The organism is Lentzea sp. CA-135723 (assembly GCF_050936595.1).
In the GTDB taxonomy this organism is placed as follows: domain Bacteria; phylum Actinomycetota; class Actinomycetes; order Mycobacteriales; family Pseudonocardiaceae; genus Lentzea.
In genome coordinates this window covers 1,349,917-1,372,658 of record NZ_JBNJMK010000002.1, presented here as the reverse complement: position 1 = coordinate 1,372,658, position 22,742 = coordinate 1,349,917, and the positions used below count along the sequence as shown (strand labels likewise).

24 protein-coding genes are annotated in these 22,742 nt (G+C 70.0%); 12 read left to right on the top strand and 12 right to left on the bottom strand.

Annotated elements, in window-relative coordinates:
• Nucleotides 1–37: 37 nt before the first annotated feature.
• Complete coding sequence (locus tag ACQEU1_RS42355; protein ID WP_433215549.1) at nt 38–1,159, bottom strand: citrate synthase; 1,122 nt, start codon at nt 1,157–1,159, stop codon at nt 38–40.
• 42 nt (nt 1,160–1,201) lie between these two features.
• On the opposite strand from ACQEU1_RS42355, the gene ACQEU1_RS42350 reads away from it, so the two are divergent.
• A complete protein-coding gene (locus tag ACQEU1_RS42350; protein ID WP_433215546.1) occupies nt 1,202–2,326 on the top strand; it encodes a citrate/2-methylcitrate synthase in 1,125 nt (374 codons plus the stop codon).
• Here ACQEU1_RS42350 and ACQEU1_RS42345 read toward each other — a convergent pair.
• Nucleotides 2,319–2,468 carry a hypothetical protein gene (locus ACQEU1_RS42345; protein WP_433215543.1) on the bottom strand — a complete coding sequence of 50 codons (150 nt, stop codon included), beginning with the start codon at nt 2,466–2,468 and terminating at the stop codon, nt 2,319–2,321. The genes ACQEU1_RS42350 and ACQEU1_RS42345 overlap by 8 nt on opposite strands.
• Nucleotides 2,469–2,539: 71 nt before the next feature.
• On the opposite strand from ACQEU1_RS42345, the gene ACQEU1_RS42340 reads away from it, so the two are divergent.
• Nucleotides 2,540–3,484 (top strand): GlxA family transcriptional regulator, encoded by a 945-nt coding sequence (locus tag ACQEU1_RS42340; protein WP_433215540.1) that lies wholly within the window; start codon nt 2,540–2,542, stop codon nt 3,482–3,484.
• Here ACQEU1_RS42340 and ACQEU1_RS42335 read toward each other — a convergent pair.
• The gene (locus tag ACQEU1_RS42335; RefSeq protein ID WP_433215537.1) at nt 3,389–3,922 is read right to left on the bottom strand and encodes a MarR family winged helix-turn-helix transcriptional regulator; all 534 of its coding nucleotides are present in this window, start codon (nt 3,920–3,922) and stop codon (nt 3,389–3,391) included. The genes ACQEU1_RS42340 and ACQEU1_RS42335 overlap by 96 nt on opposite strands.
• 94 nt (nt 3,923–4,016) lie before the next feature.
• Between ACQEU1_RS42335 and ACQEU1_RS42330 the strand changes: the two genes are divergently transcribed.
• Both ACQEU1_RS42330 and ACQEU1_RS42325 read left to right on the top strand, forming a co-directional pair.
• Nucleotides 4,017–4,574: a YceI family protein gene (locus tag ACQEU1_RS42330; RefSeq protein ID WP_433215534.1), complete on the top strand. Its 558-nt coding sequence runs from the start codon at nt 4,017–4,019 to the stop codon at nt 4,572–4,574.
• A gap of 180 nt (nt 4,575–4,754) precedes the next feature.
• Nucleotides 4,755–5,405, top strand: a complete 651-nt coding sequence (locus ACQEU1_RS42325; RefSeq protein ID WP_433215532.1) for a response regulator transcription factor — start codon at nt 4,755–4,757, stop codon at nt 5,403–5,405.
• A 14-nt stretch (nt 5,406–5,419) separates the two neighbouring features.
• Here ACQEU1_RS42325 and ACQEU1_RS42320 read toward each other — a convergent pair whose 3' ends face one another.
• On the bottom strand, nt 5,420–6,985 hold the full coding sequence (locus tag ACQEU1_RS42320; RefSeq protein ID WP_433217071.1) for a sensor histidine kinase: 1,566 nt from the start codon (nt 6,983–6,985) through the stop codon (nt 5,420–5,422).
• 157 nt (nt 6,986–7,142) lie between these two features.
• Between ACQEU1_RS42320 and ACQEU1_RS42315 the strand changes: the two genes are divergently transcribed.
• Nucleotides 7,143–7,787, top strand: a complete 645-nt coding sequence (locus ACQEU1_RS42315) for a hypothetical protein (RefSeq protein ID WP_433215529.1) — start codon at nt 7,143–7,145, stop codon at nt 7,785–7,787.
• Here ACQEU1_RS42315 and ACQEU1_RS42310 read toward each other — a convergent pair.
• The 3 genes from ACQEU1_RS42310 to ACQEU1_RS42300 all read right to left on the bottom strand — a co-directional run bounded on the left by ACQEU1_RS42310 (nt 7,784) and on the right by ACQEU1_RS42300 (nt 10,332).
• The gene (locus tag ACQEU1_RS42310) at nt 7,784–8,452 is read right to left on the bottom strand and encodes a family 16 glycoside hydrolase (protein ID WP_433215526.1); all 669 of its coding nucleotides are present in this window, start codon (nt 8,450–8,452) and stop codon (nt 7,784–7,786) included. The genes ACQEU1_RS42315 and ACQEU1_RS42310 overlap by 4 nt on opposite strands.
• A 112-nt stretch (nt 8,453–8,564) precedes the next feature.
• The gene (locus tag ACQEU1_RS42305) at nt 8,565–9,722 is read right to left on the bottom strand and encodes a hypothetical protein (RefSeq protein WP_433215523.1); all 1,158 of its coding nucleotides are present in this window, start codon (nt 9,720–9,722) and stop codon (nt 8,565–8,567) included.
• A 109-nt stretch (nt 9,723–9,831) separates the two neighbouring features.
• The gene (locus ACQEU1_RS42300; RefSeq protein WP_433215520.1) at nt 9,832–10,332 is read right to left on the bottom strand and encodes a CGNR zinc finger domain-containing protein; all 501 of its coding nucleotides are present in this window, start codon (nt 10,330–10,332) and stop codon (nt 9,832–9,834) included.
• Between the two features lie 117 nt (nt 10,333–10,449).
• Between ACQEU1_RS42300 and ACQEU1_RS42295 the strand changes: the two genes are divergently transcribed.
• Both ACQEU1_RS42295 and ACQEU1_RS42290 read left to right on the top strand, forming a co-directional pair.
• Nucleotides 10,450–10,884: a nuclear transport factor 2 family protein gene (locus ACQEU1_RS42295; protein WP_433215518.1), complete on the top strand. Its 435-nt coding sequence runs from the start codon at nt 10,450–10,452 to the stop codon at nt 10,882–10,884.
• A 1-nt stretch (nt 10,885) separates the two neighbouring features.
• Nucleotides 10,886–11,566 carry an MOSC domain-containing protein gene (locus tag ACQEU1_RS42290; protein ID WP_433215515.1) on the top strand — a complete coding sequence of 227 codons (681 nt, stop codon included), beginning with the start codon at nt 10,886–10,888 and terminating at the stop codon, nt 11,564–11,566.
• On the opposite strand, the gene icmF is transcribed toward ACQEU1_RS42290, so the two are convergent.
• Nucleotides 11,563–14,784: a fused isobutyryl-CoA mutase/GTPase IcmF gene (gene icmF / locus ACQEU1_RS42285; protein ID WP_433215512.1), complete on the bottom strand. Its 3,222-nt coding sequence runs from the start codon at nt 14,782–14,784 to the stop codon at nt 11,563–11,565. The two genes, ACQEU1_RS42290 and icmF, sit on opposite strands and share 4 nt — an antisense overlap.
• 137 nt (nt 14,785–14,921) lie before the next feature.
• Here icmF and ACQEU1_RS42280 point away from each other — a divergent pair, with 137 nt between their 5' ends.
• Nucleotides 14,922–15,263, top strand: coding sequence for an iron chaperone (locus tag ACQEU1_RS42280; protein ID WP_433215509.1), 342 nt, complete (start codon nt 14,922–14,924; stop codon nt 15,261–15,263).
• Here ACQEU1_RS42280 and ACQEU1_RS42275 read toward each other — a convergent pair.
• Nucleotides 15,260–16,516 (bottom strand): LuxR C-terminal-related transcriptional regulator, encoded by a 1,257-nt coding sequence (locus ACQEU1_RS42275; RefSeq protein ID WP_433215506.1) that lies wholly within the window; start codon nt 16,514–16,516, stop codon nt 15,260–15,262. The two genes, ACQEU1_RS42280 and ACQEU1_RS42275, sit on opposite strands and share 4 nt — an antisense overlap.
• Before the next feature lie 132 nt (nt 16,517–16,648).
• Here ACQEU1_RS42275 and ACQEU1_RS42270 point away from each other — a divergent pair, with 132 nt between their 5' ends.
• Nucleotides 16,649–17,551: an NADP-dependent oxidoreductase gene (locus tag ACQEU1_RS42270; RefSeq protein ID WP_433215503.1), complete on the top strand. Its 903-nt coding sequence runs from the start codon at nt 16,649–16,651 to the stop codon at nt 17,549–17,551.
• Nucleotides 17,552–18,112: 561 nt separating this feature from the next.
• Here the strand turns inward: ACQEU1_RS42270 and ACQEU1_RS42265 are convergent.
• Nucleotides 18,113–19,099 (bottom strand): polyprenyl synthetase family protein, encoded by a 987-nt coding sequence (locus tag ACQEU1_RS42265; protein ID WP_433215500.1) that lies wholly within the window; start codon nt 19,097–19,099, stop codon nt 18,113–18,115.
• A 178-nt stretch (nt 19,100–19,277) separates the two neighbouring features.
• On the opposite strand from ACQEU1_RS42265, the gene ACQEU1_RS42260 reads away from it, so the two are divergent.
• The gene (locus ACQEU1_RS42260) at nt 19,278–20,240 is read left to right on the top strand and encodes an aldo/keto reductase (protein WP_433215497.1); all 963 of its coding nucleotides are present in this window, start codon (nt 19,278–19,280) and stop codon (nt 20,238–20,240) included.
• A gap of 40 nt (nt 20,241–20,280) precedes the next feature.
• Here the strand turns inward: ACQEU1_RS42260 and ACQEU1_RS42255 are convergent, their stop codons facing one another.
• Entirely contained in the window at nt 20,281–20,436 is a 156-nt protein-coding gene (locus tag ACQEU1_RS42255) for a hypothetical protein (RefSeq protein WP_285630839.1), read from the bottom strand.
• A 114-nt stretch (nt 20,437–20,550) separates the two neighbouring features.
• Between ACQEU1_RS42255 and ACQEU1_RS42250 the strand changes: the two genes are divergently transcribed.
• Together ACQEU1_RS42250 and ACQEU1_RS42245 are read left to right on the top strand one after the other, a co-directional pair.
• Nucleotides 20,551–20,949, top strand: coding sequence for a TOBE domain-containing protein (locus ACQEU1_RS42250; protein WP_433215494.1), 399 nt, complete (start codon nt 20,551–20,553; stop codon nt 20,947–20,949).
• A gap of 4 nt (nt 20,950–20,953) precedes the next feature.
• Nucleotides 20,954–21,502: a hypothetical protein gene (locus ACQEU1_RS42245; RefSeq protein WP_433215491.1), complete on the top strand. Its 549-nt coding sequence runs from the start codon at nt 20,954–20,956 to the stop codon at nt 21,500–21,502.
• Between the two features lie 49 nt (nt 21,503–21,551).
• Here the strand turns inward: ACQEU1_RS42245 and ACQEU1_RS42240 are convergent, their stop codons facing one another.
• Nucleotides 21,552–22,742: an acyl-CoA dehydrogenase family protein gene (locus ACQEU1_RS42240; protein WP_433215488.1), complete on the bottom strand. Its 1,191-nt coding sequence runs from the start codon at nt 22,740–22,742 to the stop codon at nt 21,552–21,554.

The following is a 22,742-nucleotide window of genomic DNA, read 5'->3' as shown; positions in this document are numbered from 1 at the left end:
TGCCAGGCGTCCTGGGGGTCGCCTGGCACCGCGGGCTTTACGGCCGGTCGCCCGTGTAGACGCCCATCGCGCGGAAGCGCAGGCCCGGCTCCTTGTACTCCTCCATCGCGTGCGCGATCCAGCCCACGATGCGGGCGATCGCGAAGATGGCCTCGCCTGCGTCGGGCGCCATCTTGAACATCAGCGCGAACTGCGCCAGCGCCAGGTCGACGTTCGGGAAGCCCTGCGGCTGGGTGGCGATCACCTTGTCCGCCACCAGGCCCCCGTGCCGCCGCAACTCGGCCAGCAGGTAGTCGGCTCGCGGATCGCGCTGCTGGTAGACCCGGTGCCCGAACCCCGGAATCGGCTGCCCGGCCCGCAGGTGCTCGGCCACCGTCCCCATCGCGTCGGACTCGGCCTGCATCAGGAACCGGTGCGCGATCGTCGTCGCGGTGCCGTGCTTCTGGCCTTCCATGGCGCCCATGCCGGCGGACACCACGGCGTACGGGTGCGCGTGCGCGGAGGCGGCGACCCTCGCGGCCATGGTCGAGATGGCCAGGTCGTGGTCGGCGAGCAGGATCAGCGCCGCGTTCAACAGGTCGGTCTGAGCTGGTTCTGGGGAGAGGCGGGCCCAGAGGCGCTCCGCGATGTCGGTGCCGGTGGGCCGCCCGACCAGCGGCAGGGACTCGACCACGTCGGCGATCAGCGACTTGGCGCTGGTGGTGGCGCGGTCCAGGTCGTACCGGAGCGGATCGCCGACGCTCGCCAGCGCGATGGCCACCCTGACCCGGTCGGTGAGTGTGGCACTGTCGGGGAGGGCCATCCAGATCTCCTGGCCCTCGGGGAACTGGACGTTCACGGAGTCGATCCCGGTCCACAGCCAGTGGGCGACGTCCTCGAAGCGCTTCGTGGCGGCCATCTCGGGAACCGGCCTGCCCCGGTAGTACAGGCGGTCGTGCTCCAGCAACGAGATCCTGGTGCGGATGCGATCGGTCACAGCGGCCACTGCTCCGCGGGCACCAGTGCGTTGCGCCAGGGCCTCCACCTCGGCCACGTCGAACATGCTGGAACGGTTGACCTTCTCGCTGGTCAGAAGGCCGCGGCTGACGTACGCGTAGACCGTCGCCGGTTTCACGCCCAGGCGACGGGCAGCTTGATTCGTCGTCAACATTGATTCCATCAACGTTGACTGTACAGGACATGTTGACGGAGCCTGTTGTGCATGTTGATTGATGCACCCAAAGGGCTTAAAGACGTCGTCGTCACGACCACCCGGATCGGGGACGTGAACGGGGCCGCGGGCTACTACCACTACCGCGAGCACGACGCGATCGACCTGGCCAGGACGCGGTCGTTCGAGGAGGTGTGGTTCCTCTTCACCGAGGGCAGGCTGCCGTCCGCCGAGGAGGCCGCCGCGTTCGCCCGGCAGACCGCTGAGCTGCGCCGGCTACCGGCGTCGATCAGCGAGGTGCTGCCCGCCATCGCACGGTCGGGATGCACGGCGCTGGCCGGGCTGCGGACCGCGTTGTCGATGCTGCCGAGCCAGCCGATGTGGGACGCGCCGATGAACGAGCGGAAGGCGGACGCGCTCAAGGTCAGCGCGATGACGCCGACCATCCTGGCTGCACTGCACCGAATCAACTGTGGACTTGACGCGATCAACCCCAGGGTTGATTTGTCAACGTCGGCGAACTGGTTGTACATGTTGACTGGACAGGAGCCGTCAACGTGGACGAGTCGTGCTGTCGAGCAGTACTTGATCGCGACGATCGACCACGGCTTCAACGCGTCAACGTTCACCGCACGCGTCGTGGCGAGCGCGGGGTCCGACGTCGTGTCGGCGGTGACGGCGGCGATCGGGACGTTCTCCGGGCCGTTGCACGGGGGCGCGCCGGACCGGGCGCTGGAGGCGCTGGACCTCATCGGGTCGCCGGACAACATCGACGCGTGGGTGCGTGAACGCATCGAGCACGGCGACCGGATCATGGGCTTCGGCCACGCCGTCTACAAGACGGAGGACCCGCGGGCGCGCCTGCTCAAGGAGATCGCGCTGGAGCAGCCGACCGCGCTCACCGAGTTCGCGGTCACCGTCGAGCGCAGGGTCACGGAGCTGCTGGCCGAGCTCAAGCCCGGCCGGCAGCTGTACGCGAACGTGGAGTTCCACGCCGGCGTGGTGATGGAGCAGTGCGGGATCCCGCGCGAGATGTTCACGCCGACGTTCGCGTGCAGCCGGGTGGTCGGATGGTGCGCCAACGCCCTCGAGCAGTCCGAGGACAAGAAGATCATCCGGCCGGTCGCCCGCTACACGGGACCGGAGCCCCAGATCGGGTCCACGCGACTCAGGTGAGGTACCTCAGGTCGTCGCGCACGCGGACGCGGTCGCGGTCGTTGACGTCGGAGGAGCCTGCCAGGCCGGCGTTGCGGTCGCGGTGCCGGTCGAGCCAGACGGAGAGTGCTGCCACTGCCAGGACGATCGCTGCAAGAGTCATGTCAGTAAGTTTGCGGCCAGCAATATCCCGCCAACAGTGGCAGATCTGACGCTGCGCGCTAAAATCCTGCCATGCTCCGATCCGTGGCGGTCCCGCTCATCGACGGCGTCGCGCCGTTCGAGTTCGGCCTGCTCTGCGAGGTGTTCGGCGTCGACCGCACCGAGGAGGGCGTGCCGCTGGTCGACTTCCGGGTGTGCGGGGAGACCCCGAACGAACCGGTGCCGACGAACATCCGCGGCGTGAGCATCACGCCGGAACACGGGTTCGACGCGCTGCAGAGCGTCGACCTCGTCGCGCTGCCCGCCGCCAGCGTGCGGGACGAGTACCCGGAGAAGCTGGTCAAGGCGCTGCGCGAGACCGACGCGACGTTGCTCAGCGTGTGCAGCGGGGCGTTCATCCTCGGCGCCGCGGGCCTGCTCGACGACCGGCACTGCACCACGCACTGGCGTGAGGCGCGCACGTTCAAGGAGCGCTTCCCCAAGGCTCAGCTCGACGCCGACGTGCTCTTCGTGGACGACGGCGACATCATCACCAGCGCCGGCACCGCGGCGGGCATCGACGCGTGCCTGCACCTCGTGCGCCGCGAGCTGGGCACCAAGATCGCCAACACGATCGCGCGCCGGATGGTCGTGGCCCCGCAGCGCGACGGCGGTCAGCGGCAGTTCGTGGAGCTGCCCATCCCCGAGTGCAGCGCGGACAGCCTCGAGCCGGTGCTGGAACGGGTGCTCGACACGATCGCGGACAACCACACGGTCGCCACGATGGCGAAGCTCGCCGTCATGTCCGAACGGACCTTCGCGCGCCGGTTCGCCGCGGAGACCGGCACCACCCCGAACAAGTGGCTGTCGCTCCAACGGGTGCTGCACGCGCGCAGGCTGCTGGAAGAGACCGACCTGGACGTCGACGCGGTCGCGACCAGGTCAGGCTTCGGGACAGCCGCTCTCCTCCGGCACCACTTCCACCGGGTCGTCGGCGTCGCACCGAGCGATTACCGCCGCACATTCTCCTGTCGTTAAGCGCTCGAAGATCTTCTCGGAGATCTCCTGCAACGCCACCACCTCGGAGTCGCTGAGCAGGTCGAACACCAGCCGGTGCACGGTCTCGGCGTGCGACGGGGCTGCCGCCTCGATCGCCGCCCTGCCCTCGTCCGTCAGCACGACGAACGACCCGCGCCCGTCGCTGCGGCAGTTCTCCCGGCGCACCAGGCCGCGCTTCTCCATCCGCGCGACGTGATGTGAGATACGGCTCTTCTCCCAGTGCAACGACCGGGCGAGCTCCAAGACCCGCACGCGCTCATCGGGCGTGTCCGTGAGCTGCACGAGCACGGTGAAGTCGGCCATCGAAAGGTCCGAGTCGACCGACATCTGCCTGCTCAGATGCGCATTGAGCTCCCCCTGCATGCGGACGTAGGCACGCCACGCCCGCTGCTGTCCAGGTTCCAACCATCGTGTCACCGCTCCAGCATACGGGAATAGTTGACACATCATCCACGTTCCGGCAGGGTGAGTGACACTTCAACCAAATCGAGCAACCGAAGGACTTGACACCATGACCACCGCCACCAACCTCACCGAACTGACCGGCGACTACGTCATCGACGGTTCCCACTCCCGCATCGGTTTCGTCGCCCGCCACGCCATGGTCACCAAGGTTCGTGGTGCGTTCAACGAGTTCGACGGCAAGATCACCATCGATGGCGACAAGCCGGAGAACACGACCGCCGAGGTCACGCTGAAGTCCGCGAGCATCGACACCCGCAACGCGCAGCGCGACGGCCACCTGACCACGAACGAGTTCCTCGACGTCGAGACCTACCCGGAGATCAAGTTCGTCTCGACCTCCGCGAAGCAGATCGACGACGACAACTTCGAGATCACCGGTGACCTGACCATCAAGGACGTCACCAAGAACATCACCATCCCGTTCGCCTTCGAGGGCGTGGCCGTCGACCCGTTCGGCAACACCCGCGTGGGCTTCGAGGGCTCGCACACGATCAACCGCAAGGACTACGGCGTCAGCTGGAACGCCGCTCTCGAGGCCGGCGGCGTGCTGGTCAGCGAGAAGGTCGTCCTGGAGTTCGAGATCTCCGCGATCAAGCAGGCCTGACGACAGGCGACCAGGGCACAGGGCGTGGCGGATCAGGGCCTGCGAGGGTGAATCTCGCAGCAGCCCGGCCGCCGCGCCCTTCGTCTTGAAGACGCAGGCCCGGAAGTAGGCCCGATCGTCGTAGTGCGGCACCTGCCGCTGGTCCCCTCCGAGCGGGTTCTTTGGGTTACCGTGACCCCCATGGCGACGCGTGTCTTCCTCGTTGACGACCACGAGATCGTCCGCCGCGGCATCGCGGACCTGCTCGGCGAGGAGTCCGATCTCGAGGTGGTCGGCGACGCCGCGTCGGTGGCGGAGGCCCTGGCCAAGGTGCCGGGCGCCCAGGCCGACGTGGCGGTGCTCGACATCAGGCTCCCCGACGGCAACGGCATCGAGCTCTGCCGGGAGCTCCGCAGCCGCATCCCGGGCCTGCAGTGCCTGATGCTCACGAGCTTCGCCGACGACGAGGCCCTGTTCGACGCGATCATGGCCGGCGCCTCCGGTTTCGTGCTGAAGCAGATCCTCGGCGCCGACCTGGTCAACGCCGTTCGCACCGTCGCGGCGGGACAGTCCCTTCTGGACGCCCGCACGACCTCCGCGCTGCTCAACAGGATCCGCCGCGAACGCGAGGAGGGCGACCCGCTGCGCATGCTGAGCGAGCAGGAGCGCACGGTCCTCGACCTGATCGGCGAGGGCCTCACGAACCGGCAGATCGCCGAGCGCATGTTCCTGGCGGAGAAGACCGTCAAGAACTACGTCTCGCACCTGCTCGCCAAGCTCGGCATGCAACGCCGCACCCAGGCTGCGGTCTTCGCGTCGCAGTTCCGCAAGGACGGCGAGAAGCCGCACTAGCCCGGGAAACCGGACTAGCCCAGCGGCACGCGCCACACCACGCAGGCGCCGCCGCCCTCCGTCGCCCGCACCGCCAGAGACCCGCCGAACTGCGACGCGCGGTGCGCGAGGTTGCGCAGGCCGCTGCGGGCCACGTCGGCGGGAATGCCGACCCCGTTGTCCTGCACCGTGATCACGACGTCCTCGCCGGCGTCGATCAGCACGGTCAGTTCGGTGGCGGCGGCGTGCCGGACGGCGTTGGTGACGGCTTCGCGCACCACGGCCTCGACGTGCTCGGCGAGTTCGGGTGGCACCGAGTTGTCGACGGTGCCGGACATGCGGATGGACGGCTTGAGGTGCGTCGCCTCGGTCAGGCCCGCCACCAGGTCGAGCAGGCGGCGGCGCAACGAGGTGTTGTCCGTCGAGTGCAGGTCGAAGATGGACGTGCGGATCTCGCGGACCGTCTCGTCGAGCTGCTCCACGGCGGTCTGCAGGCGGGCGGCGACCTCGGGTTCGGTGACGCGGCGCATGGTGGCCTGCAGCGTGAGGCCCGTGACGAAGAGTCGCTGGATGACGTGGTCGTGCAGGTCGCGGGCGATGCGGTCGCGGTCCTCCAGCACGTCGAGCAGGCGTTGGGAGCGTTGCTGTTCGGCGAACTCCAGCGCGACGGCGGCCTGGTCGGCGAACGACGCGAGCATCGGCACCTGGTCCGGCAGGAAGCGGGTCTCGCCACCGCGCCGCAGCACCAGCAACGCGCCGGTCACGCCCATCTCCGAGCGCAGCGGCACGGCCAGCGCCGGGCCGAACGCCTTGCCCAGGTCGTCGACGAGCAACGGGACGCCGGAGCGCACCACCTCGTCCACGGCGTAGTCGGCGGGGTCGAAGTCCTCGACCTTCGCACCGGCGCCGGCGGCGACGGACAGCGGGGTGTGCCTGCCATCGCCGAGGACCACCAGCGCGGCGTCGGCGCCGGCCAGTTCCACCGTGCGTTGGGTGATGAGGCGCAGCGCGTACTCGCCGGAGGCGCCGCCGAGCAGTTCGGAGTTGACCTCGCCGATGGCTTCGAGCCAGCGTTCGCGCATGCGGGAGCGTTCGAACAGGCGGGCGTTCTCGATGGCGATGCCCGCGGCGGCGGCGAGGGCCTGCAGGACCGCCTCGTCGTCGGCGGTGAACTCGGCGGCGTCGATCTTCTCGGTCATGTAGAGGTTGCCGAACACCTCGTCGCGCACGCGGACGGGCACGCCCAGGAAGCCGCGCATCGGCGGGTGGTTGGGCGGGAAGCCGACGGACATCTCGTGCTGCGAGAGGTCGCGCAGCCGCAACGGCGTCGGGTCCTTGATGAGCAGGCCGAGCAGGCCCTTGCCCTCCGGCAGGTGGCCCATCGTGGCGCGGGTCGCCTCGTCCACGCCGACGTAGACGAACTCCGCCAGGTCGTCGCGGGTGCCGAGCACGCCCAACGCCCCGTAGCGGGCGCCGACCAGGTCGACCGCGGCCTGGACGATGCGCTGCAGCGTCGAGTCGAGCTCCAGCCCCGCCGCGACGGCGAGCACCGCGCCGAGCAGCTCCTGCATGTGGTCGCGGGTGGTGACGATCTCGTCCATGCGGTCACGGACCTCGTCGAGCAGCTCGTCGAGGTCGCGGCGACCGGGCGCGTCAGGCACGCCGCCTAGATTCGCACACTTTTCGGCCCCGCACGGCCCTAGCAAGTGAGGACCTTCGACCGTGGCCGACCCCTCTGAGCGGCCGGAGAGTATGACCATGACGATCGCTGTGCCCGGCTCACTCGGACTGGCGGGTGAGGACGTGCGCAACGTCCTCGCGCTCGCGAGAGCCTCGGTCCACGGCGTGCGGTTCGAGGTGCGCCCCGAGCAGATCGAGCTGCACACCACCGTCCCGCACGACCGCGAGACGCGCCTCGGCTGCGGGGTGGCGCTGCTGGGCGCCCGGCTCGCGTTGCAGGGGCACGGCATCCGTCCACTCGTGACGCTGCTGCCGGGGCCGAGCGCGAACAACGCGGCCGCGGCCATCCGGCTGGGCGGGTACCAGGAGCCCGGGCCGGACGTGGTGGCGTTGTTGCACGCTCTGCGCACGCACCGTCGCACGTGGACTGCTTTTCCCGAGCTCGCCTCGTGGCGCGGGTTGCTGTCGCGGGCCGCGGAGGTCGAGCGGGCCTGGTTGCACGTGCAGAGCCCGACCGAGCTGGTGCTCTGCACGTTCAACCAGGGTGAGGCGGCGGAGATCCGGGCCGGACAGGCGATGCAGCGCGTCGTGCTGACGGCGGCGACGGTCGGGTTCGCCGTCTCCCCCGCGCACGACCAGGTGAGCCTGTCCGCGTTGCGCGCGGAGCTCCGGCCGTCGCTGGGCAACACGCTGGTGCCGCAGATGGTGCTGCGGCTCGGTTAGGTCGTCAGGAACTTCGACGGGTCGGCGACCGGAGACTCGACGACGAGGTCCTTGTACTCGTCCTCGATGCCCTTGTTGTGGATCTGGATGGCGAGCGGGGCCTCGCGGCCGGCGGGTTCCTTCTTGTCCTCGAACCTCAGGACCTCGGTCGCCTTGCACTTCGCGGCGCCGTCGGGCAGCGGGCAGCACGCCATCCGCGCGATCCCGGTGTCACCGTCGGCGAGGATCTCGCACTGGGCCCACTTCTTCACGTCCCAGCTCGGGTGCGGGTACTTCGTGAACAGCTTGCCGCCGCCGTTGTTGTGGCCGGGGCGGTAGTCCCACGCGCCGCCGTTGGGCGGCTGGAACTGGATGGCGCCCAGCCCGTTCAGGGCCGGTGTCGCGATCTTGCCCCAGATCAGCACGGTCGGCTTGTGGTCGCCGGAGACCTGGCGCAGCTTGAAGATCCAGCGGAAGCTCCTGTACTGCTGCCTGTTGTAGTAGATCCAGCCACGGGAGGCGTTCTTCTGGCTGTGGATCGCGCCGTTCTTCACGACGAACGCGTCCTTGGCGTGCATGGTCCAGCCGTCGAGCGTCTTGCCGTCGAACACGGGCACCAGCACGGGATCGGCCTGGGCCGGGCTTCCCGCGCCGAGTGCCAGCACCAGCACAGCGACTATCCACAATGGACGTAACATGGTCGACCGTCCTCCGAGGTGGGCGGCGACGGTGACACCACCGTAGAACCGGTTCCTCGGAGCGGTCAACGGAAACGCGTGTTTCTGAAAACGGACAACCCTACCTGGCGAGCACCGCCCTCCAGAGCAGCCGCGCGAGCTCCGGGTGGCAGATGTCGTTGTGGGCACCCGCGATTCCGTCGATGCGGCGGATCACGGACGTGCAGTCGACGTTGTGCACCTGCCCGCGCGAAAGTTCGCCGGGAGATCCGATGTTGTGGCCGTGCGCGTACGTGCCCTGCACGCCGTGCGAGCCGATGCCGCCGTACTTCGGGTACGAGTCGAGGTCGATCTGACGACCCGAACGCGCGGCCAGCGGGTAGAAGCGGCCGATGGCGTAGTCGTTCGACGACGTGGTGACGATGATCGGGCCCGGCACGCGGGCCAGCACGCCGCGGAAGTAGCCGGAACCGGGTTCGCCGGGCAGTCGTTCGGCGAACGACCACAGCGACATCGCGCCCTGCACCAGCGTCAGCGTCGCGGCGGGCACCACGTTCGCCATCGCGGTCGCGGTGATGCAGCCGAAGCTGTGGCCCATCAGGTGGATGCGGGCCTGCGGTGCGGCCTGCGCGACGTCACGGGCGATGCGCGCGGCGCCGCTCTCGCCGAAGACCTTGGCGCGCCGCTTCATCTTCCAGAACGTCAGGATCCGCAACGGCGACAGGATGCCGCCCAGCGCCGGATCCTCCAGGCACGCGCGGTAGAGCTGCTCGGCGTCGAACACCATGCCGTCCTCGCCCGGCAGGTCCGGCACCGAGCTCTCCAGGTAGTCGTAGGCCTGTTTGACCGCGGCCGACAGCCGGCCGGGGTGCTGCCGCGCGGCCTCGACGATCGTGCGCACCGCGGCCGTCCGGCCGGCGCCGCCGCCGAGCCTGTTCGCCTGCGCCTTGATGAACTCGTCCGAGCGCACGTCCTCGTCGCCCCACGCCTTGGACGGCCAGTGCAGCCCGACGAGCAACGCCTTGAAGCCGCCAGGAAGCCCATGTGCCGCTTCACGTTCGGCACGGCAGTCCGCCATCGTGCGGACCCACTGCCCGTACTGGTGGCGGGCGGCCGGCACGTCGCCGTTCCACCCGTGCATGAAGAAGAAGACGTCGGTGACGCCTCTGCGGGCGTCGTACAGCACGTCCGCGCTGTCGCGCCCCCGCTCGTTGCCGGTCTCGTCGAAGCAGACGAGGTGATAGCTGATGTCGTGACCTGGCACGGATTCTCGGGACATCGCGGATCACCACCACACAGAACGCGCCCAACTGTTGTCCGTTTAATCGGAACCGGCGCGGCTCATGTTTACCCCCGCTGATCAGGAAAACCCGTTCGGACCAGGGGATTCACCCCCGGTTGCGCCGGTAGTGGCGGGCCGCGCGGACCCTGTTGCCGCACGACGGCGAGCACCATTCGCGGCGCGGGTGGTCCTTCACGAAGTACAGCACGCAGCCCGGTGCGTGGCAGGCGCGCAACAACACGCGGTTCGCGCCGGTGAAGAGATCCACGGCCTCCGCGGCGATCGAGGCCCGCGCGCGATCCGCGAGTGATCCCTCGCTTTCGTTGCGCCGCACCAACTCGCCGTCCTCGACGGTCAGCTGCGGCCAGAGCCGGGCACTGCGCGCCGCACGGTTGACCGCGACCACCGCGCGGCCGAGATCACGCCCCTGCGCGATCTCCCTGGTGTCCTCGGTGATGACGGCGGCGAGGTCCCGCAGCGCCTGCCGCAGCTCCAGGAACGCCTCCAGATCGGCCTCGTCTGCCGGCACGCCCAGGAAGTCACGAAGCCCACCCACAGTCGTCAGGTCGTCGTGGAGATGCGACCGGTTGGCCCAGATGGTGTTCATCAACAGGACCGGACGGGGCTCGTCGGGCGTCAGCACGTCTAACGGTAACACAGGCTTGCATCCGTTAGGTCTTCGTTCTAACGTTTGCAGCGTCGCGCAACCGTTGGAAGGACCGTCGTGAAACTCGTGCCCCCGTTCACCGCCGAGACCGCCCGCCTGAAGGTGCAGGCAGCCCAGGACGCCTGGAACACGAAGGACCCGGTCCGCGTCGCCGGCGCCTACACACCCGACTCGGTGTGGCGCAACAGGTCCGAGTTCGTCCACGGCACCGACGAGATCGTGGCGTTCCTGACCCGCAAGTGGGAGCGCGAGCACGAGTACGTGCTGCGCAAGTCGCTGTGGGCGTTCAGCGACAACCGCATCGCCGTGCGCTTCCAGTACGAGTGGCGCGACGACGAGGGCCAGTGGTGGCGCAGCTACGGCAACGAGAACTGGGAGTTCGCCGAGTCGGGCCTGATGGCGCGGCGCGAGGCGAGCATCAACGACGTGAAGATCGCCGAGTCGGACCGCCGCGTCGACCCCCTGTCCACCGACGAGATCCCGGCGGAGTGACGTGCACGTCGAGGCGTTGTGGCGCTACCCGGTGAAGTCGCTGGGCGGCGAACCCCTGGACCAGGCGCGGTTCACGCCCGACGGCGTCGAGGGCGACCGGCTCGTGCACGTGCAGGGCCCGCGGGGCGTGCTGACCGGGCGCACGCGGTACGGGCTGCTCACGATTCCCGCGTCCACCGGGCCTGACGGGCCGTTGGTGGACGGGCACCCGTGGGACAGCTGGCAGGCGCACGAGCGTGTGTTGCCGTTCGGCGGACGGCTCACACGGTACGACGGACCGGAACGCTTCGACGTGCTGAACGTGCTCGTGGCGACGGACGGGCAGGTCGCCGCCGCCGGTGTCGACGTGCGGCGGTTGCGGCCCAACATCCTGATCGGCGGTGTCGAGGCCGGGGCGGAGGACGCCTGGCCGGGGCACGCGCTGGTGGTCGGGGACGTGGTGATCGGGATGTACCAGAAGCGGGCGCGGTGCGTGGTGACGACGATCGACCCGGACACCGGCGTGCAGGACCTGGACGTGCACCGGCGCATCCGGCGGGAGTTCGGCGGCGTGCTGTGCCTGGACAGCTGGGTGGTCCGGCCGGGCGTGGTGAACGTCGGCGATCCCGTCGAGGTGGTGCCGACCGACGAACTGCCCGCGCACGTCGGCGGGTGGATCGTCGGCCGGCCCTACGCCGTCTAGATGTTGCGGCGGTACTGGCCGCCCACCTCGAAGAACGCCTCGGTGATCTGACCGAGCGTGCACACGCGGGCCGCGTCCATCAGCACCGCGAACACGTTCTCGTTCGTCTGCGCTACCTCGCGCAGCCTGGCCAGGGCCGCCGCCGCCTCGTCGCGGTGCGCGGCCTGGTAGGCGCGCGTGCGGTCGACCTGCGACTCCTTCTCCTCCTCGGTGGCGCGGGCGAGCTCGATCTTCACGACCTCGCGCGTGCCGTCCTCCGGGAGGAAGGTGTTGACGCCGATCAACGGCAGCGAGCCGTCGTGCTTGCGCTGTTCGTAGAGCATCGACTCGTCCTGGATGCGGCCGCGCTGGTAGCCGGTCTCCATCGCGCCGAGGACGCCGCCGCGTTCGGAGATGCGGTCGAACTCCATCAGGACGGCCTCTTCGACGAGGTCGGTCAGCTCGTCGATGACGAACGAGCCCTGCAGCGGGTTCTCGTTGGCGGAGAGGCCCCACTCCTTGTTGATGATCATCTGGATGGCCATCGCGCGGCGCACCGACGACTCGGTCGGGGTGGTGATGGCCTCGTCGTAGGCGTTGGTGTGCAAGGAGTTGCAGTTGTCGTACAGGGCGCAGAGGGCCTGCAGGGTCGTGCGGATGTCGTTGAAGTCCATCTCCTGCGCGTGCAGCGAGCGGCCCGAGGTCTGCACGTGGTACTTGAACTTCTGCGAACGCTCCGCAGCGCCGTAGCGGTCGCGCATGGCCACGGCCCAGATGCGGCGCGCGACCCGGCCGATGACGCTGTACTCGGCGTCCATGCCGTTGGAGAAGAAGAAGGACAGGTTCGGCGCGAAGTCGTCGATGTTCATGCCGCGCGCGAGGTACGACTCCACGTAGGTGAAGCCGTTGGCGAGCGTGAAGGCGAGCTGGCTGATGGGGTTCGCCCCGGCCTCGGCGATGTGGTAGCCCGAGATCGACACCGAGTAGAAGTTGCGCACCTGCTGCTGGATGAACCACTCCTGGATGTCCGCCATCATGCGCAGCGAGAACTCCGTGGAGAAGATGCAGGTGTTCTGGCCCTGGTCCTCCTTGAGGATGTCGGCCTGCACGGTGCCGCGGACGTTGGCCAGCGCGAACGCCTTGATCTCGGCGTGCTCCTCCGCGGACGGCTCGCGTCCTTCCCTCTCCGCGAAGACGCCGACCTGCTGGTCGATCACGGTGTTCAGGAAGTACGCGAGGATCGTCGGCGCCGGACCGTTGATCGTCATCGACACCGACGTCGTGGGCGCCACCAGGTCGAATCCGTCGTAGAGCGCCTTCATGTCGTCCAGCGAGGCGATCGAGACGCCGGACGTGCCGATCTTGCCGTAGACGTCCGGCGGGGTGTCGGGGTCGCGGCCGTAGAGCGTCACCGAGTCGAACGCCGTGGACAGGCGCGTGGCCGGGTTGCCCTTGGAGAGGTACTTGAAGCGGCGGTTGGTGCGGAACGCGTCACCCTCGCCCGCGAACATGCGCGCCGGGTCCTCGCCCTCGCGCTTGAACGGGAAAACGCCTGCGGTGTACGGGAAGAAGCCCGGGAGGTTCTCCTTGCGCAGGAACCTCAGCAGCGAGCCCTCGTCGTCGTAGCGCGGCAGGCTGACCCGGCGGACCTGGTTGCCGGACAACGTCTCGCGCGTCAGCGACGTGCGGATCTCCTTGTCCCGCACCTTGAACACCAGCTCGTCGCCGGAGTACTGCTCGACGGTCGCGGGCCACGCCGTCAGCAGGTCGGTGCTCGACCGCTCCACCTTGCGTTCGGCGTCGGACGCGAGCTCGGCGATGTCCTGCACGCCCTTGCCCGCGGCCTCCAACGCCTTCTGCGCGGCGGAAAGCTGCGTGTGTGTGCGCACGGCCGCGACCTGTTCGTCGGTCTTGCGGTGATAGCCGCGCACGGTGTCGGCGATGTCCGAGAGGTAACGCGCGCGCGAGGCCGGCACGACCGTGGACGCCGATGTCGACGTCTTGCCGGACACCGCGACGAGCGTGCCGTCCTCCACGGCGAGACCGTGGGACACGAGCCCGTCGCGCAGGAACTGGTACAGCGCCGTCACGCCGTCGTCGTTGAACGTCGCGGCGGACGTGCCGTAGACCGGCATGTCCTCCCACTTCACGCCGAACGCCTCACGGTTGCGCACCATCTGACGGGCGACATCGCGGCGTGCGTCCTCGGCGCCACGGCGTTCGAACTTGTTGATGGCCACGGCGTCGGCGTAGTCGAGCATGTCGATCTTCTCGAGCTGCGACGCGGCGCCGAACTCCGGCGTCATCACGTACAGCGAGAAGTCGACGAACGGCACGATGGCCGCGTCGCCCTGACCGATACCGGGCGTCTCGACGATGACCAGGTCCGCGCCGGAAGCCTTGCACGCCACGATGGCCTGCTCCAGGCCGTCCGGGATCTCGCTGCCCGCACGGCGCGTGGCCAGCGAACGGAAGAACACGTGGTCGCCGTCGAGGCAGTTCATGCGGATGCGGTCGCCGAGGAGCGCGCCACCACCACGACGGCGCGTCGGGTCGACGGCGAGCACGGCGATGCGCAGCTTGTCCTGCTGGTCCAGGCGGAACCGGCGCACGAGCTCGTCGGTCAGCGACGACTTGCCCGAGCCACCGGTGCCCGTGATGCCCAGCACCGGCACCTTGCGCGTGGTCTCCATCGGCTCGGCGGTGCCGGCCTCGATGTGCGTGATCGCGCGCGCCAGGGCCTCGTCGGCACCCGTCAGCAGCGCGTCGTGGCTGAACGGCGAGGTGAGCGCGTGGTCGCACTCCTCGATCATCAGGTTGATCATGCGGGCGAGACCCATCGTCTGCCCGTCCTGCGGCGAGAAGATCCGCGCGACGCCGCGCGAGTGCAGCAGCTCGATCTCCTCGGGGACGATCACGCCGCCACCGCCGCCGTAGACGCGGATGTGCCCGGCGCCGCGCTCGTTCAGCAGCTCGACCAGGTACGAGAAGTACTCGACGTGGCCGCCCTGGTACGCGCTGATGGCGATGCCCTGCGCGTCCTCCTGGATCGCCGCGCCGACGACCTCGGCGACCGATCGGTTGTGCCCGAGGTGGATGACCTCCGCGCCCTGCGCCTGCAGGATGCGCCGCATGATGTTGATGGCCGCGTCGTGGCCGTCGAACAGGCTGGAGGCGGTCACGAAGCGCACCGGGTTCACCGGCTTGTGCAACGCGGGCGCGGGGGACGACGTCGTCATGAGAATAGTTTGACTTCCTACTATTGGACGTGCAACCGAGCGTGGTCCAGGTCTCTGCATCGAGTCCGAAAGGACATGGTCGCGCCACCGGCCACAGGTTCGCTCGCGGAGCGCTCAGCGCAGGTAGCGTGCCCGGCATGGCCGATGTCGACGACTACTTCGCGAGCCTCGACGCGTCGTCGCGGGACGCGTTCGCCCGGATCCGCGCACTGGCGGAGGAACTCGCGCCCGCCGCGGAGCAGGGCACGAGCTACGGCATGGCGGCGCTGCGGTGGCGCGGCAAGCCGCTGCTCGGGTTCAAGGCCGCGAAAGACCACCTGGCCGTGTTCCCGTTCAGCCCGGCCGCGATCGACGCCGTGCGCGACCAACTGGTTGGTTACTCGCTGTCCAAGGGGACGATCCGGTTCAGCGCGGAGCAGCCCTTGCCCGACGACGTCGTCCGCGCTGTCGTGCGGCACCGGCTGGACGAGATCGGCTAACGCGCCGCGGCACCCCACTCGTGGGCCAGCGCGGCCGCCTCACCGCGCGACCCGACGCCGAGCTTCTCCAGGATCTTCGCGACGTGGAACTTCACCGTCGACTCGCTGATGTGCAGGTCGCCGGCGATGTCGCGGTTGCGCCTCCCCCGCGCCAGCTGCCCGAGCACCTCCAGCTCGCGCGTGCCGAGCACGGTCAGCGGGTCCTCGCGCGGCGTCTCCGGCGGGCCGAGCGGCACCTCGATCGTCACCGTCGCGCCCCAGCCGGGCACGGCGTCGACCTCGGCCCTGCCGCCGAGCGGCCCGAGCCGTTCCGGGACGCGGCGCCGGTCGAGGCTGCCGCACGACAGGGTGCCGGGCCCGTCGTCGCGCACGGTCGCGCGCAGCACGGACCCGACGACCTTCCAGCCGATGTGGACGCGGCTCACCCCGCCCTGGTCGTCGAGCATCGCGTGCACGGACGACCTGACCACGGCGGCGGCCGTCGAGGAGACCTCGGACGGCACGATCCGGTCCGCCCCCTCCTCCGCGCCGGGCAGGCCCAGGTCGAGGCGCACGTCCCGGCCGCGCAGCACTCGGCGCAACGACTCGGCGAGGCGTTCGAAGGCGTCCCCGGCGCGTTCCTCGACCTGCGCCCGGTCGAGATCCGCCCGCGCGCGCAGCTCGACCAGCGCCGTCACGGCGAGGTCGACGGCGCGGGAGCGGGCGGTGGCGTCGTCCACGTCGCGGTCGCGCAGCACGCCGAGCAACGACGTCAGCGCGGCGCCGTGCACGTCGCCGAGGTCGGAGATGGCCACGGCACGTGCCGCTGCTGCGGCGCGTGACACGGCAAGGGTGGCGGGCACGGCCTCGTTGCGCAGGCCTTCCATGTGCGCGGTCACGACGTCCCACAACGCGCTCGCCCGTGTGAGGACTTCGGCGCGCACGGGCGTGTCGTCGTCACGCAGCAGCACGAGCATCGCCCGCGGCTCGGTGACGGCGCTGATCAGGACCACCACCGGCGCCTCGGCACCGCCCAGCAGCGCACGACCCTGCCAGGTCCCCTGCGCCGGCACGATCGACCGCAGCGCGGCGAGGTCGGTGATCGTGACGGCGGGGCCGGGCGTCTCGCCGCGGAACTTGAACGGCGCGAACGAGCAGTTGGACAGCTCCGCGATCGCCCGGTGAGGGATGTCCTCCGCCAGCGCCGCCGAGATCGACGGCAGCGTCTCGCTCAGCGGCGCCTGGATCAGCGTGGCGGCGGTCCTCAGGTCCATACCCCGAGCCTAGCCCGCCCGAACGGGTGCCCGGCTGGTCTTTCGGCCAGGGCGAACTAGCCGAAGTACGGGGGCGTTGCACACTTCGCCGTCGCTAGTGTTGACATGTCAACCAAACGAGGGAGCTCCACGATGAAGGCGATCACCTACACCACGCACGGCGGACCCGAGGTGCTGGGCCTGGGCGAGGCCGAGGCACCGCACGCCGGCCCCGGCCAGGTGCGGCTGAAGGTCGTCGCGGCGGCGGTCAACCCGCTCGACCACAAGATCCGCAACGGCTGGTTCCCGCAGATGACGCCGCCGTTCCCGGTGATCCCCGGCCTGGAGGCCGCCGGGATCGTGGACGAGGTCGGCGAGGGCGTCACGGGCGTGCAGGCGGGCGACGAGGTGCTCGGCTGGGTCACCGCCGGCTACGCCGAGCACGCGCTGGCCACCGACTTCGCGCACAAGCCGGCGACCCTCGACTGGGACACGGCCGCCGCGCTGCCGACCGCCGTCGAAACCTCGGTCCGCGTGCTGGACCTGCTGGAGGTCGGCGAGGGCGACACCGTGCTGATCCACGGCGCCGCGGGTGTCGTGGGCGCGGTCGGCGTGCAGCTCGCGATCGCACGAGGCGCCAAGGTCATCGGCACCGCGTCTACTGCGAACCACGACTACCTGCGCTCTCTCGGCGCCACCCCGGTCGCGTACGGCGAAGGCCTGGGCGACCGGGTGCGCGCCGCCGCACCGGACGGCGTCGACGCCGTGTACGACGCGGCCGGGCAGGGCGACCTGCCGTTGTCGATCGAGCTGCGGGGCGGGACCGACCGGATCGTCACGATCGCCGACCCGGCCGCCGCCGAGCTGGGGGTCGTGTTCACGGGAGGCGGGGCGCCGTTCGGGTCGCGGCTCGGCGAGTACGCGCAGCTGGCGGCCGAGGGCAAGCTCGTGGTGCGGATCGCGGCGAGCCTGCCGCTGGCGGACGCGGCCAAGGCGCAGGAGCTGGTCGAGACGGGGCACGCGCAGGGCAAGGTGGTGCTCCGCGTCGCGGAGTGATGGTGAGGGCGGTCGCCTAAGCAGGGCGGTCGGTTTAGCAAGGCGGGCGGTCGGCTCGGCAGGGCGGCCGGCTCGGCAGGGCGGCCGGCTCGACAGGGCGGCCGGCTCGACAGGGCGGCCGGCTCGACAGGGCGGCCGGCTCGACAGGGCGGTCAGCTCGGCAGGGCGATCGACTCAGCAAGGCGGTCGGCTAAGCAGGGCGGTCACCTTGGCAGGGCGGTCGGCTAAGCACGGCGGTTGGCTAAGCAGGGCGGTCGGCTAAGCAGCGCGGTCACCTCGGCAGGGTGATCGGCTAAGCAGGCGGTCGGCTACGCGAAAGCAAGCGGCCACGCCGGGACGGTCGACTGAGCGGGGGGCGGTTGGCTGGCGGGAGCGGCTGGTTGGCGGGCCAGCTGGCAGGGCGGGCCGGCTGGCAGGGCGGCCCGGCTGGCAGGGCGGCCCGGCTGGCAGGGCGGCTGGCGGGGCAGCGCGGCCCGGCGGCGCGGCCTGACAGCGCGGCCTGACAGCGCGGCCCGGCGGCGTGGCCTGACAGCGCGGCCTGGCAGCGCGGCTGGCGGAGGGTCAGGCGGTGGTCGGCTGTCCGGGAGCGATCGGCTGCGCGGGAGCGATCGGCGGCGCGGGGGCGGTCGGTTGTGCGGCGGCGAGCGGTTGGGCGGGGGCCGTGGGCTGTGCGGGTACTACGGCGATCAAGCGGTCGGTCGTCACCCTCCTGGCCAGGCCCGTCAGCTCCCCCGCCGCGCCCGCCCTCGGCGCGCACTGCCTCAGGTGGTTCTGGGCACGCGCGAGCAGCAGTTCGGCCTGCTGTTCGCACCACCGCAGCCCTCCCGCCGCCACGACGGCCGCGTGCGAGTCGGGGCCGTCCACCTCGGTGCCCGCGTTGATCGCCACCACGACCGGCAGCGTGCGGCGGCCCGTGGCCAGGGCGTCGTGGATGCCCCGGACGTCGTCCACGTGCTTGCGCGCCAGGCCGATGTCGTCGCCGAACTGCCGCAGGTGTGCTGCCTGGCTCGCGGTCGCCCCGGCCGCCAGCGCGCCGAGTTCGCACGCGGCGGCGGTGAGCGAGCTGTGCTTCGCCGCCGCGACGCCGAGGTGCTGGGTCATGTCGGAGTCTGCGTCCTCGTCCATGCCGATCTCCTGGACGTAACCGTCCACGACGGACATCAGGGCGACGTTGAGGATCATCACGCCCGGCCTGGTGAGGCGGGCGCAGGCCAGGGACAGCAGGGCGTCGGCGGCCGAGACCGTCCGATCGGCACCGAACACCTCGCGCGCGCCCGTGCGGTTCATCAGGCCGGCGTGCAGCTTCTCGTGCAGATCGGCGAACTCCAGCGCCACCGCGACCAGTGCCACGTCGTCGTCGCCGAACGCGGCGGCGGACAGCAGGACCAGCGCGGCCGTGGAGAAGTCCTGGGACGCGAGGCCGTGCTCGACCACCTCGCGCGTCTCGCCGGGCAGCTCGTCGAGCGCCGCGCGCACCAGCGGATCGACCGCGGCGCGGGTGCGGGCCAGCACGTCCTGCGGCGGCGCGGCCACGTCGATGCTCGTCATGCGCGTTCCTCTCAGACCCCGGGAAAAGGGACGCTAAACCCGCAGCTCAGGCGAACAGGCGCGAACGCCACTGTCGTGTCGAAGAGAGGCACTATCCGGCGAGCGCGACTAGGTTGATGTTGAACGGGCTGTCGTCACCATCACCCGACCGTGATCGTCGTTTCCTGAGGGGCTGACCGTGCGGTACACCAAGCTCGCCGGCATGGACGTGTCCGAGATCTGTCTCGGCATGATGAGTTACGGAGATCCGAAGCGCGGCGGCCACCCGTGGTCGTTGCCGGAGGAGGAGTCCCGGCCGTTCGTGAAGGCCGCGCTCGACGCCGGCATCAACTTCTTCGACACCGCCAACGTCTACTCGGACGGCTCCTCCGAGGAGATCACCGGCCGGTTGCTCAAGGACCTCGCGAAGCGCGACGAGATCGTCCTCGCGACCAAGGTGAACCACCGGATGCACGAGGGCCCGAACGGGTTCGGCCTGTCCCGCAAGGCGATCCTCGCCGAGATCGACAACTCGTTGCGCCGCCTCGGCACGGACTACGTGGACCTGTACCAGATCCACCGCTTCGACCCGACCGTGCCGCTGGAGGAGACCCTCGAAGCGCTGCACGACGTCGTGAAGTCCGGCAAGGCGCGGTACATCGGCGCGTCCTCCATGTACGCGTGGCAGTTCGCGAAGGCGTTGTTCACGCAACGGCAGAACGGCTGGACGCGGTTCGTGTCGATGCAGAACCACTACAACCTCGTCTACCGCGAGGAGGAACGGGAGATGCTGCCGCTGTGCGCGGACCAGGGCATCGCCGTGATCCCGTGGAGCCCGCTCGCCCGCGGCAGGCTGGTGCGCGACTGGGACTCCTCGACCGCCCGCACCGAGACCGACGAGTTCGGCAAGCGGCTGTACCTCGACTCGGACCGCGAGATCGTCGAGACGGTCGCCGAGGTCGCGGCGGCCCGCGGTGTGTCACGGGCTCAGGTCGCGCTGGCGTGGCTGCGGCGCAACCCGGTCGTGACGGCGCCGATCGTCGGCGTGACCAAGCCTGGGCAGCTGGACGACGCGGTGGCCTCGGTCGACTTCGAGCTCACCGACGACGAGGTGCGGCTGCTGGAGTCCGGGTACCAGCCGCGCGGGATCGCAGGGCACTGACGAAAGGGGCACCCGGTGCGGAACCGGGTGCCCCGGACGCTCAGCTCACTCCGTGCTCCGCGGCGAGCCGCCGGAGGTTCGCCAGATCGGCCCCGTGCACGTCAGCCGCGTACGCGTCCTTCTGCTCGACCGCGACGCGCGTGGCCTCCTCCGCCTGCTCGATGCGGGCGAGGAGGTTGTCCCTGAACTCGTTCATGCATCACGACCTGTCGGATTGAAGAGTTCCCTGCGGCTCGCACCGTACTCGCCCGGCTGCCGACCGGACGCGGGGCTGGTCACAGGTGTGAGCAGCACCGCTAGGCTTCGGTGCGTGCCGAACTTGCGGATCAGCGAGGCCGCCGCGCTGCTCGGGGTCAGTGACGACACCCTGCGCCGGTGGATCGACCAGGGCCGCCTCGCGTCCGTGGTCCTGGACAACGGGCGCAAAGGCGTCAGCGGGACCGAGCTCGCGGAGTTCGCCCAGCAGATGACCGACGTCGCCGAGCCCGGCACGACCGTGGCCGCCTCCGCCCGCAACCGGATGAAGGGCATCGTCACGCGCGTGCTCAAGGACGGGGTGATGGCCCAGGTCGACATGCAGGCCGGGCCCTTCCGCGTCACGTCCCTGATGAGCAGGGAGTCGGCGGACGAGCTCGGCCTGGAGGTCGGCAGCGTCGCGGTGGCGTCGATCAAGTCGACGCACGTGGTCGTCGAGATCCCGGAGGCGTAGAACCGTGCTGCTGGTCCACGGCGGGGAAGCCGCCGCTGACGCGCCCGTGCTGCGCACCGGCGGGGTCCCGCTGGTCCCGCACGGCTTCACCTGGCCGCTGTGCCGCGAGTGCGGTGGGGCGATGCAGTTCCTCGCCCACCTGCCGCTCGACATCGGCGCGGTGGCGGTGTTCATGTGCCAGAACGACCCCGGCATGTGCGACGAGTGGGACGCCTTCTCCGGCGGCAACCGCGCCCTGCTGTTCACCGCTCCGCTCTCGCCGGCCGTCGTTCCCGCCGAGGGCGAGACGCTGCTCGGCGCGGTGACCGCCCTGAGTCCTCACGCCGGAGAGCCGTCCGAGGAGCTCGTCCTCGGACGGCTGGGTGGGGAACCCGAGTGGTGGCAGAACGACGAGACGCCCGCTTGCCCGTCCTGCACCACTCCCATGACCTTCACCGCCCAGCTCGAAGAGGGGCGCGACCACCGGACCGCGATCAACTTCGGCGGCGGTGGCCGGGGTTACGCCTTCCACTGCGGGCCCTGCGGAGAGGCCGCGTTCCTCTGGCAGCGGTGACGGCGCGCGGGAGTCCCACGCGCCGTCCGCCGGTGTTCTCGGTCAGGGCCTACACGAAGGCGCTCTCGCCGGTGATCGCCTTGCCGACGATCAGCGTGTTCATCTCGCGGGTGCCCTCGAACGAGTAGATGGCCTCGGCGTCGGCGAAGAAGCGGGCGATGTCGTAGCCGAGCACGATGCCGTTGCCGCCGAAGATCTCCCGCGCCCACGCCACGACCTCGCGCATCCTCGAAGTCACGAACGCCTTGGCGAGCGACGAGTGCTCGTCCTGGAAGATGCCCGCGTCCTGCAGCCGGGCGAGCTGCACGAGCATGCCCCACGACGCGGTGATGTTGCCGAGCGACTGCACCAGCTTGTCCTGCACCATCTGGAACCGCGCGATCGGGCGGCCGAACTGCTCGCGTTCCTTGGCGTAGGCCAGGGCGAGCTCGTAGGCGCCGATCATCACGCCGAGGGCCTGCCAGGCGACGCCGCCGCGGGTGGCGCGCAGGATCTCGGCCACGTCGCGGAACGAGTTGATGTTCTGCAGGCGGTTCGCCTCCGGCACCCGGACGTCGGTGAGGGTGATCTCGGCGTTCTCGACGATCCGGAACGCGATCTTGCCCTCGATCTTCTCGGCGACGAAGCCGGGCGTGCCCTTCTCGACCACGAAACCCTTGACCTGGTTGTCTTCCAGGTCGCGGGCCCACACGACGACGTAGTCGGCGAAGGTGGCGTTGCCGATCCACTTCTTGGCGCCGTTGAGCACCCACGTGTCGCCGTCGCGCTGCGCCGTGGTGCGCATGCCGCCAGCGACGTCGGAGCCGCCGAGCGGTTCGGTCATGGCGAACGCGCCGATCTTGTCCATCGCGGCCATGGCCGGGAGCCACCGGTCGCGCTGCTCCTGCGAGCCGCCCGCGTAGATCGAGTACATCGCGAGTCCGTTGTGGACGCCGAAGAAGGTGGCGACCGACGCGTCGGTGCGGGTCATCTCCATCGCGAGCATGCCGGTGAGGAGATTGCTGACGGCGGCGGGGTGGTCGCCGTAGCCCTCGTAGGACAGGGCGGTGAGGCCGGCGCCGCGGAACTTGCCGATCAGCTCGTGCGGGAACTCGCCCTTGGCCCAGTTCTCGTTGACCAGCGGCTTGATCTCGGTGGTCATGAACTCGCGGGCGTTCAGCAGGATCTTGCGCTCGTCGTCGCCGAGCAGCGCCTCGTAGTTGTAGAAGTCGGCGGTCAGCTGGTCTTCCAGGCGGTTCAT

Excerpts from the sequence above, each read along its gene's own strand:
- ACQEU1_RS42355 (WP_433215549.1), bottom strand. The coding sequence starts at position 1,159 with ATGGAATCAATGTTGACGACGAATCAAGCTGCCCGTCGCCTGGGCGTG.
- ACQEU1_RS42350 (WP_433215546.1), top strand. The coding sequence starts at position 1,202 with ATGTTGATTGATGCACCCAAAGGGCTTAAAGACGTCGTCGTCACGACC.
- ACQEU1_RS42345 (WP_433215543.1), bottom strand. The coding sequence starts at position 2,468 with ATGACTCTTGCAGCGATCGTCCTGGCAGTGGCAGCACTCTCCGTCTGG.
- ACQEU1_RS42340 (WP_433215540.1), top strand. The coding sequence starts at position 2,540 with ATGCTCCGATCCGTGGCGGTCCCGCTCATCGACGGCGTCGCGCCGTTC.
- ACQEU1_RS42330 (WP_433215534.1), top strand. The coding sequence starts at position 4,017 with ATGACCACCGCCACCAACCTCACCGAACTGACCGGCGACTACGTCATC.
- ACQEU1_RS42325 (WP_433215532.1), top strand. The coding sequence starts at position 4,755 with ATGGCGACGCGTGTCTTCCTCGTTGACGACCACGAGATCGTCCGCCGC.
- ACQEU1_RS42320 (WP_433217071.1), bottom strand. The coding sequence starts at position 6,985 with ATGGACGAGATCGTCACCACCCGCGACCACATGCAGGAGCTGCTCGGC.
- ACQEU1_RS42315 (WP_433215529.1), top strand. The coding sequence starts at position 7,143 with ATGACGATCGCTGTGCCCGGCTCACTCGGACTGGCGGGTGAGGACGTG.
- ACQEU1_RS42305 (WP_433215523.1), bottom strand. The coding sequence starts at position 9,722 with ATGTCCCGAGAATCCGTGCCAGGTCACGACATCAGCTATCACCTCGTC.
- ACQEU1_RS42300 (WP_433215520.1), bottom strand. The coding sequence starts at position 10,332 with ATGAACACCATCTGGGCCAACCGGTCGCATCTCCACGACGACCTGACG.
- icmF (WP_433215512.1), bottom strand. The coding sequence starts at position 14,784 with ATGACGACGTCGTCCCCCGCGCCCGCGTTGCACAAGCCGGTGAACCCG.
- ACQEU1_RS42280 (WP_433215509.1), top strand. The coding sequence starts at position 14,922 with ATGGCCGATGTCGACGACTACTTCGCGAGCCTCGACGCGTCGTCGCGG.
- ACQEU1_RS42275 (WP_433215506.1), bottom strand. The coding sequence starts at position 16,516 with ATGGACCTGAGGACCGCCGCCACGCTGATCCAGGCGCCGCTGAGCGAG.
- ACQEU1_RS42270 (WP_433215503.1), top strand. The coding sequence starts at position 16,649 with ATGAAGGCGATCACCTACACCACGCACGGCGGACCCGAGGTGCTGGGC.
- ACQEU1_RS42265 (WP_433215500.1), bottom strand. The coding sequence starts at position 19,099 with ATGACGAGCATCGACGTGGCCGCGCCGCCGCAGGACGTGCTGGCCCGC.
- ACQEU1_RS42255 (WP_285630839.1), bottom strand. The coding sequence starts at position 20,436 with ATGAACGAGTTCAGGGACAACCTCCTCGCCCGCATCGAGCAGGCGGAG.
- ACQEU1_RS42240 (WP_433215488.1), bottom strand. The coding sequence starts at position 22,742 with ATGAACCGCCTGGAAGACCAGCTGACCGCCGACTTCTACAACTACGAG.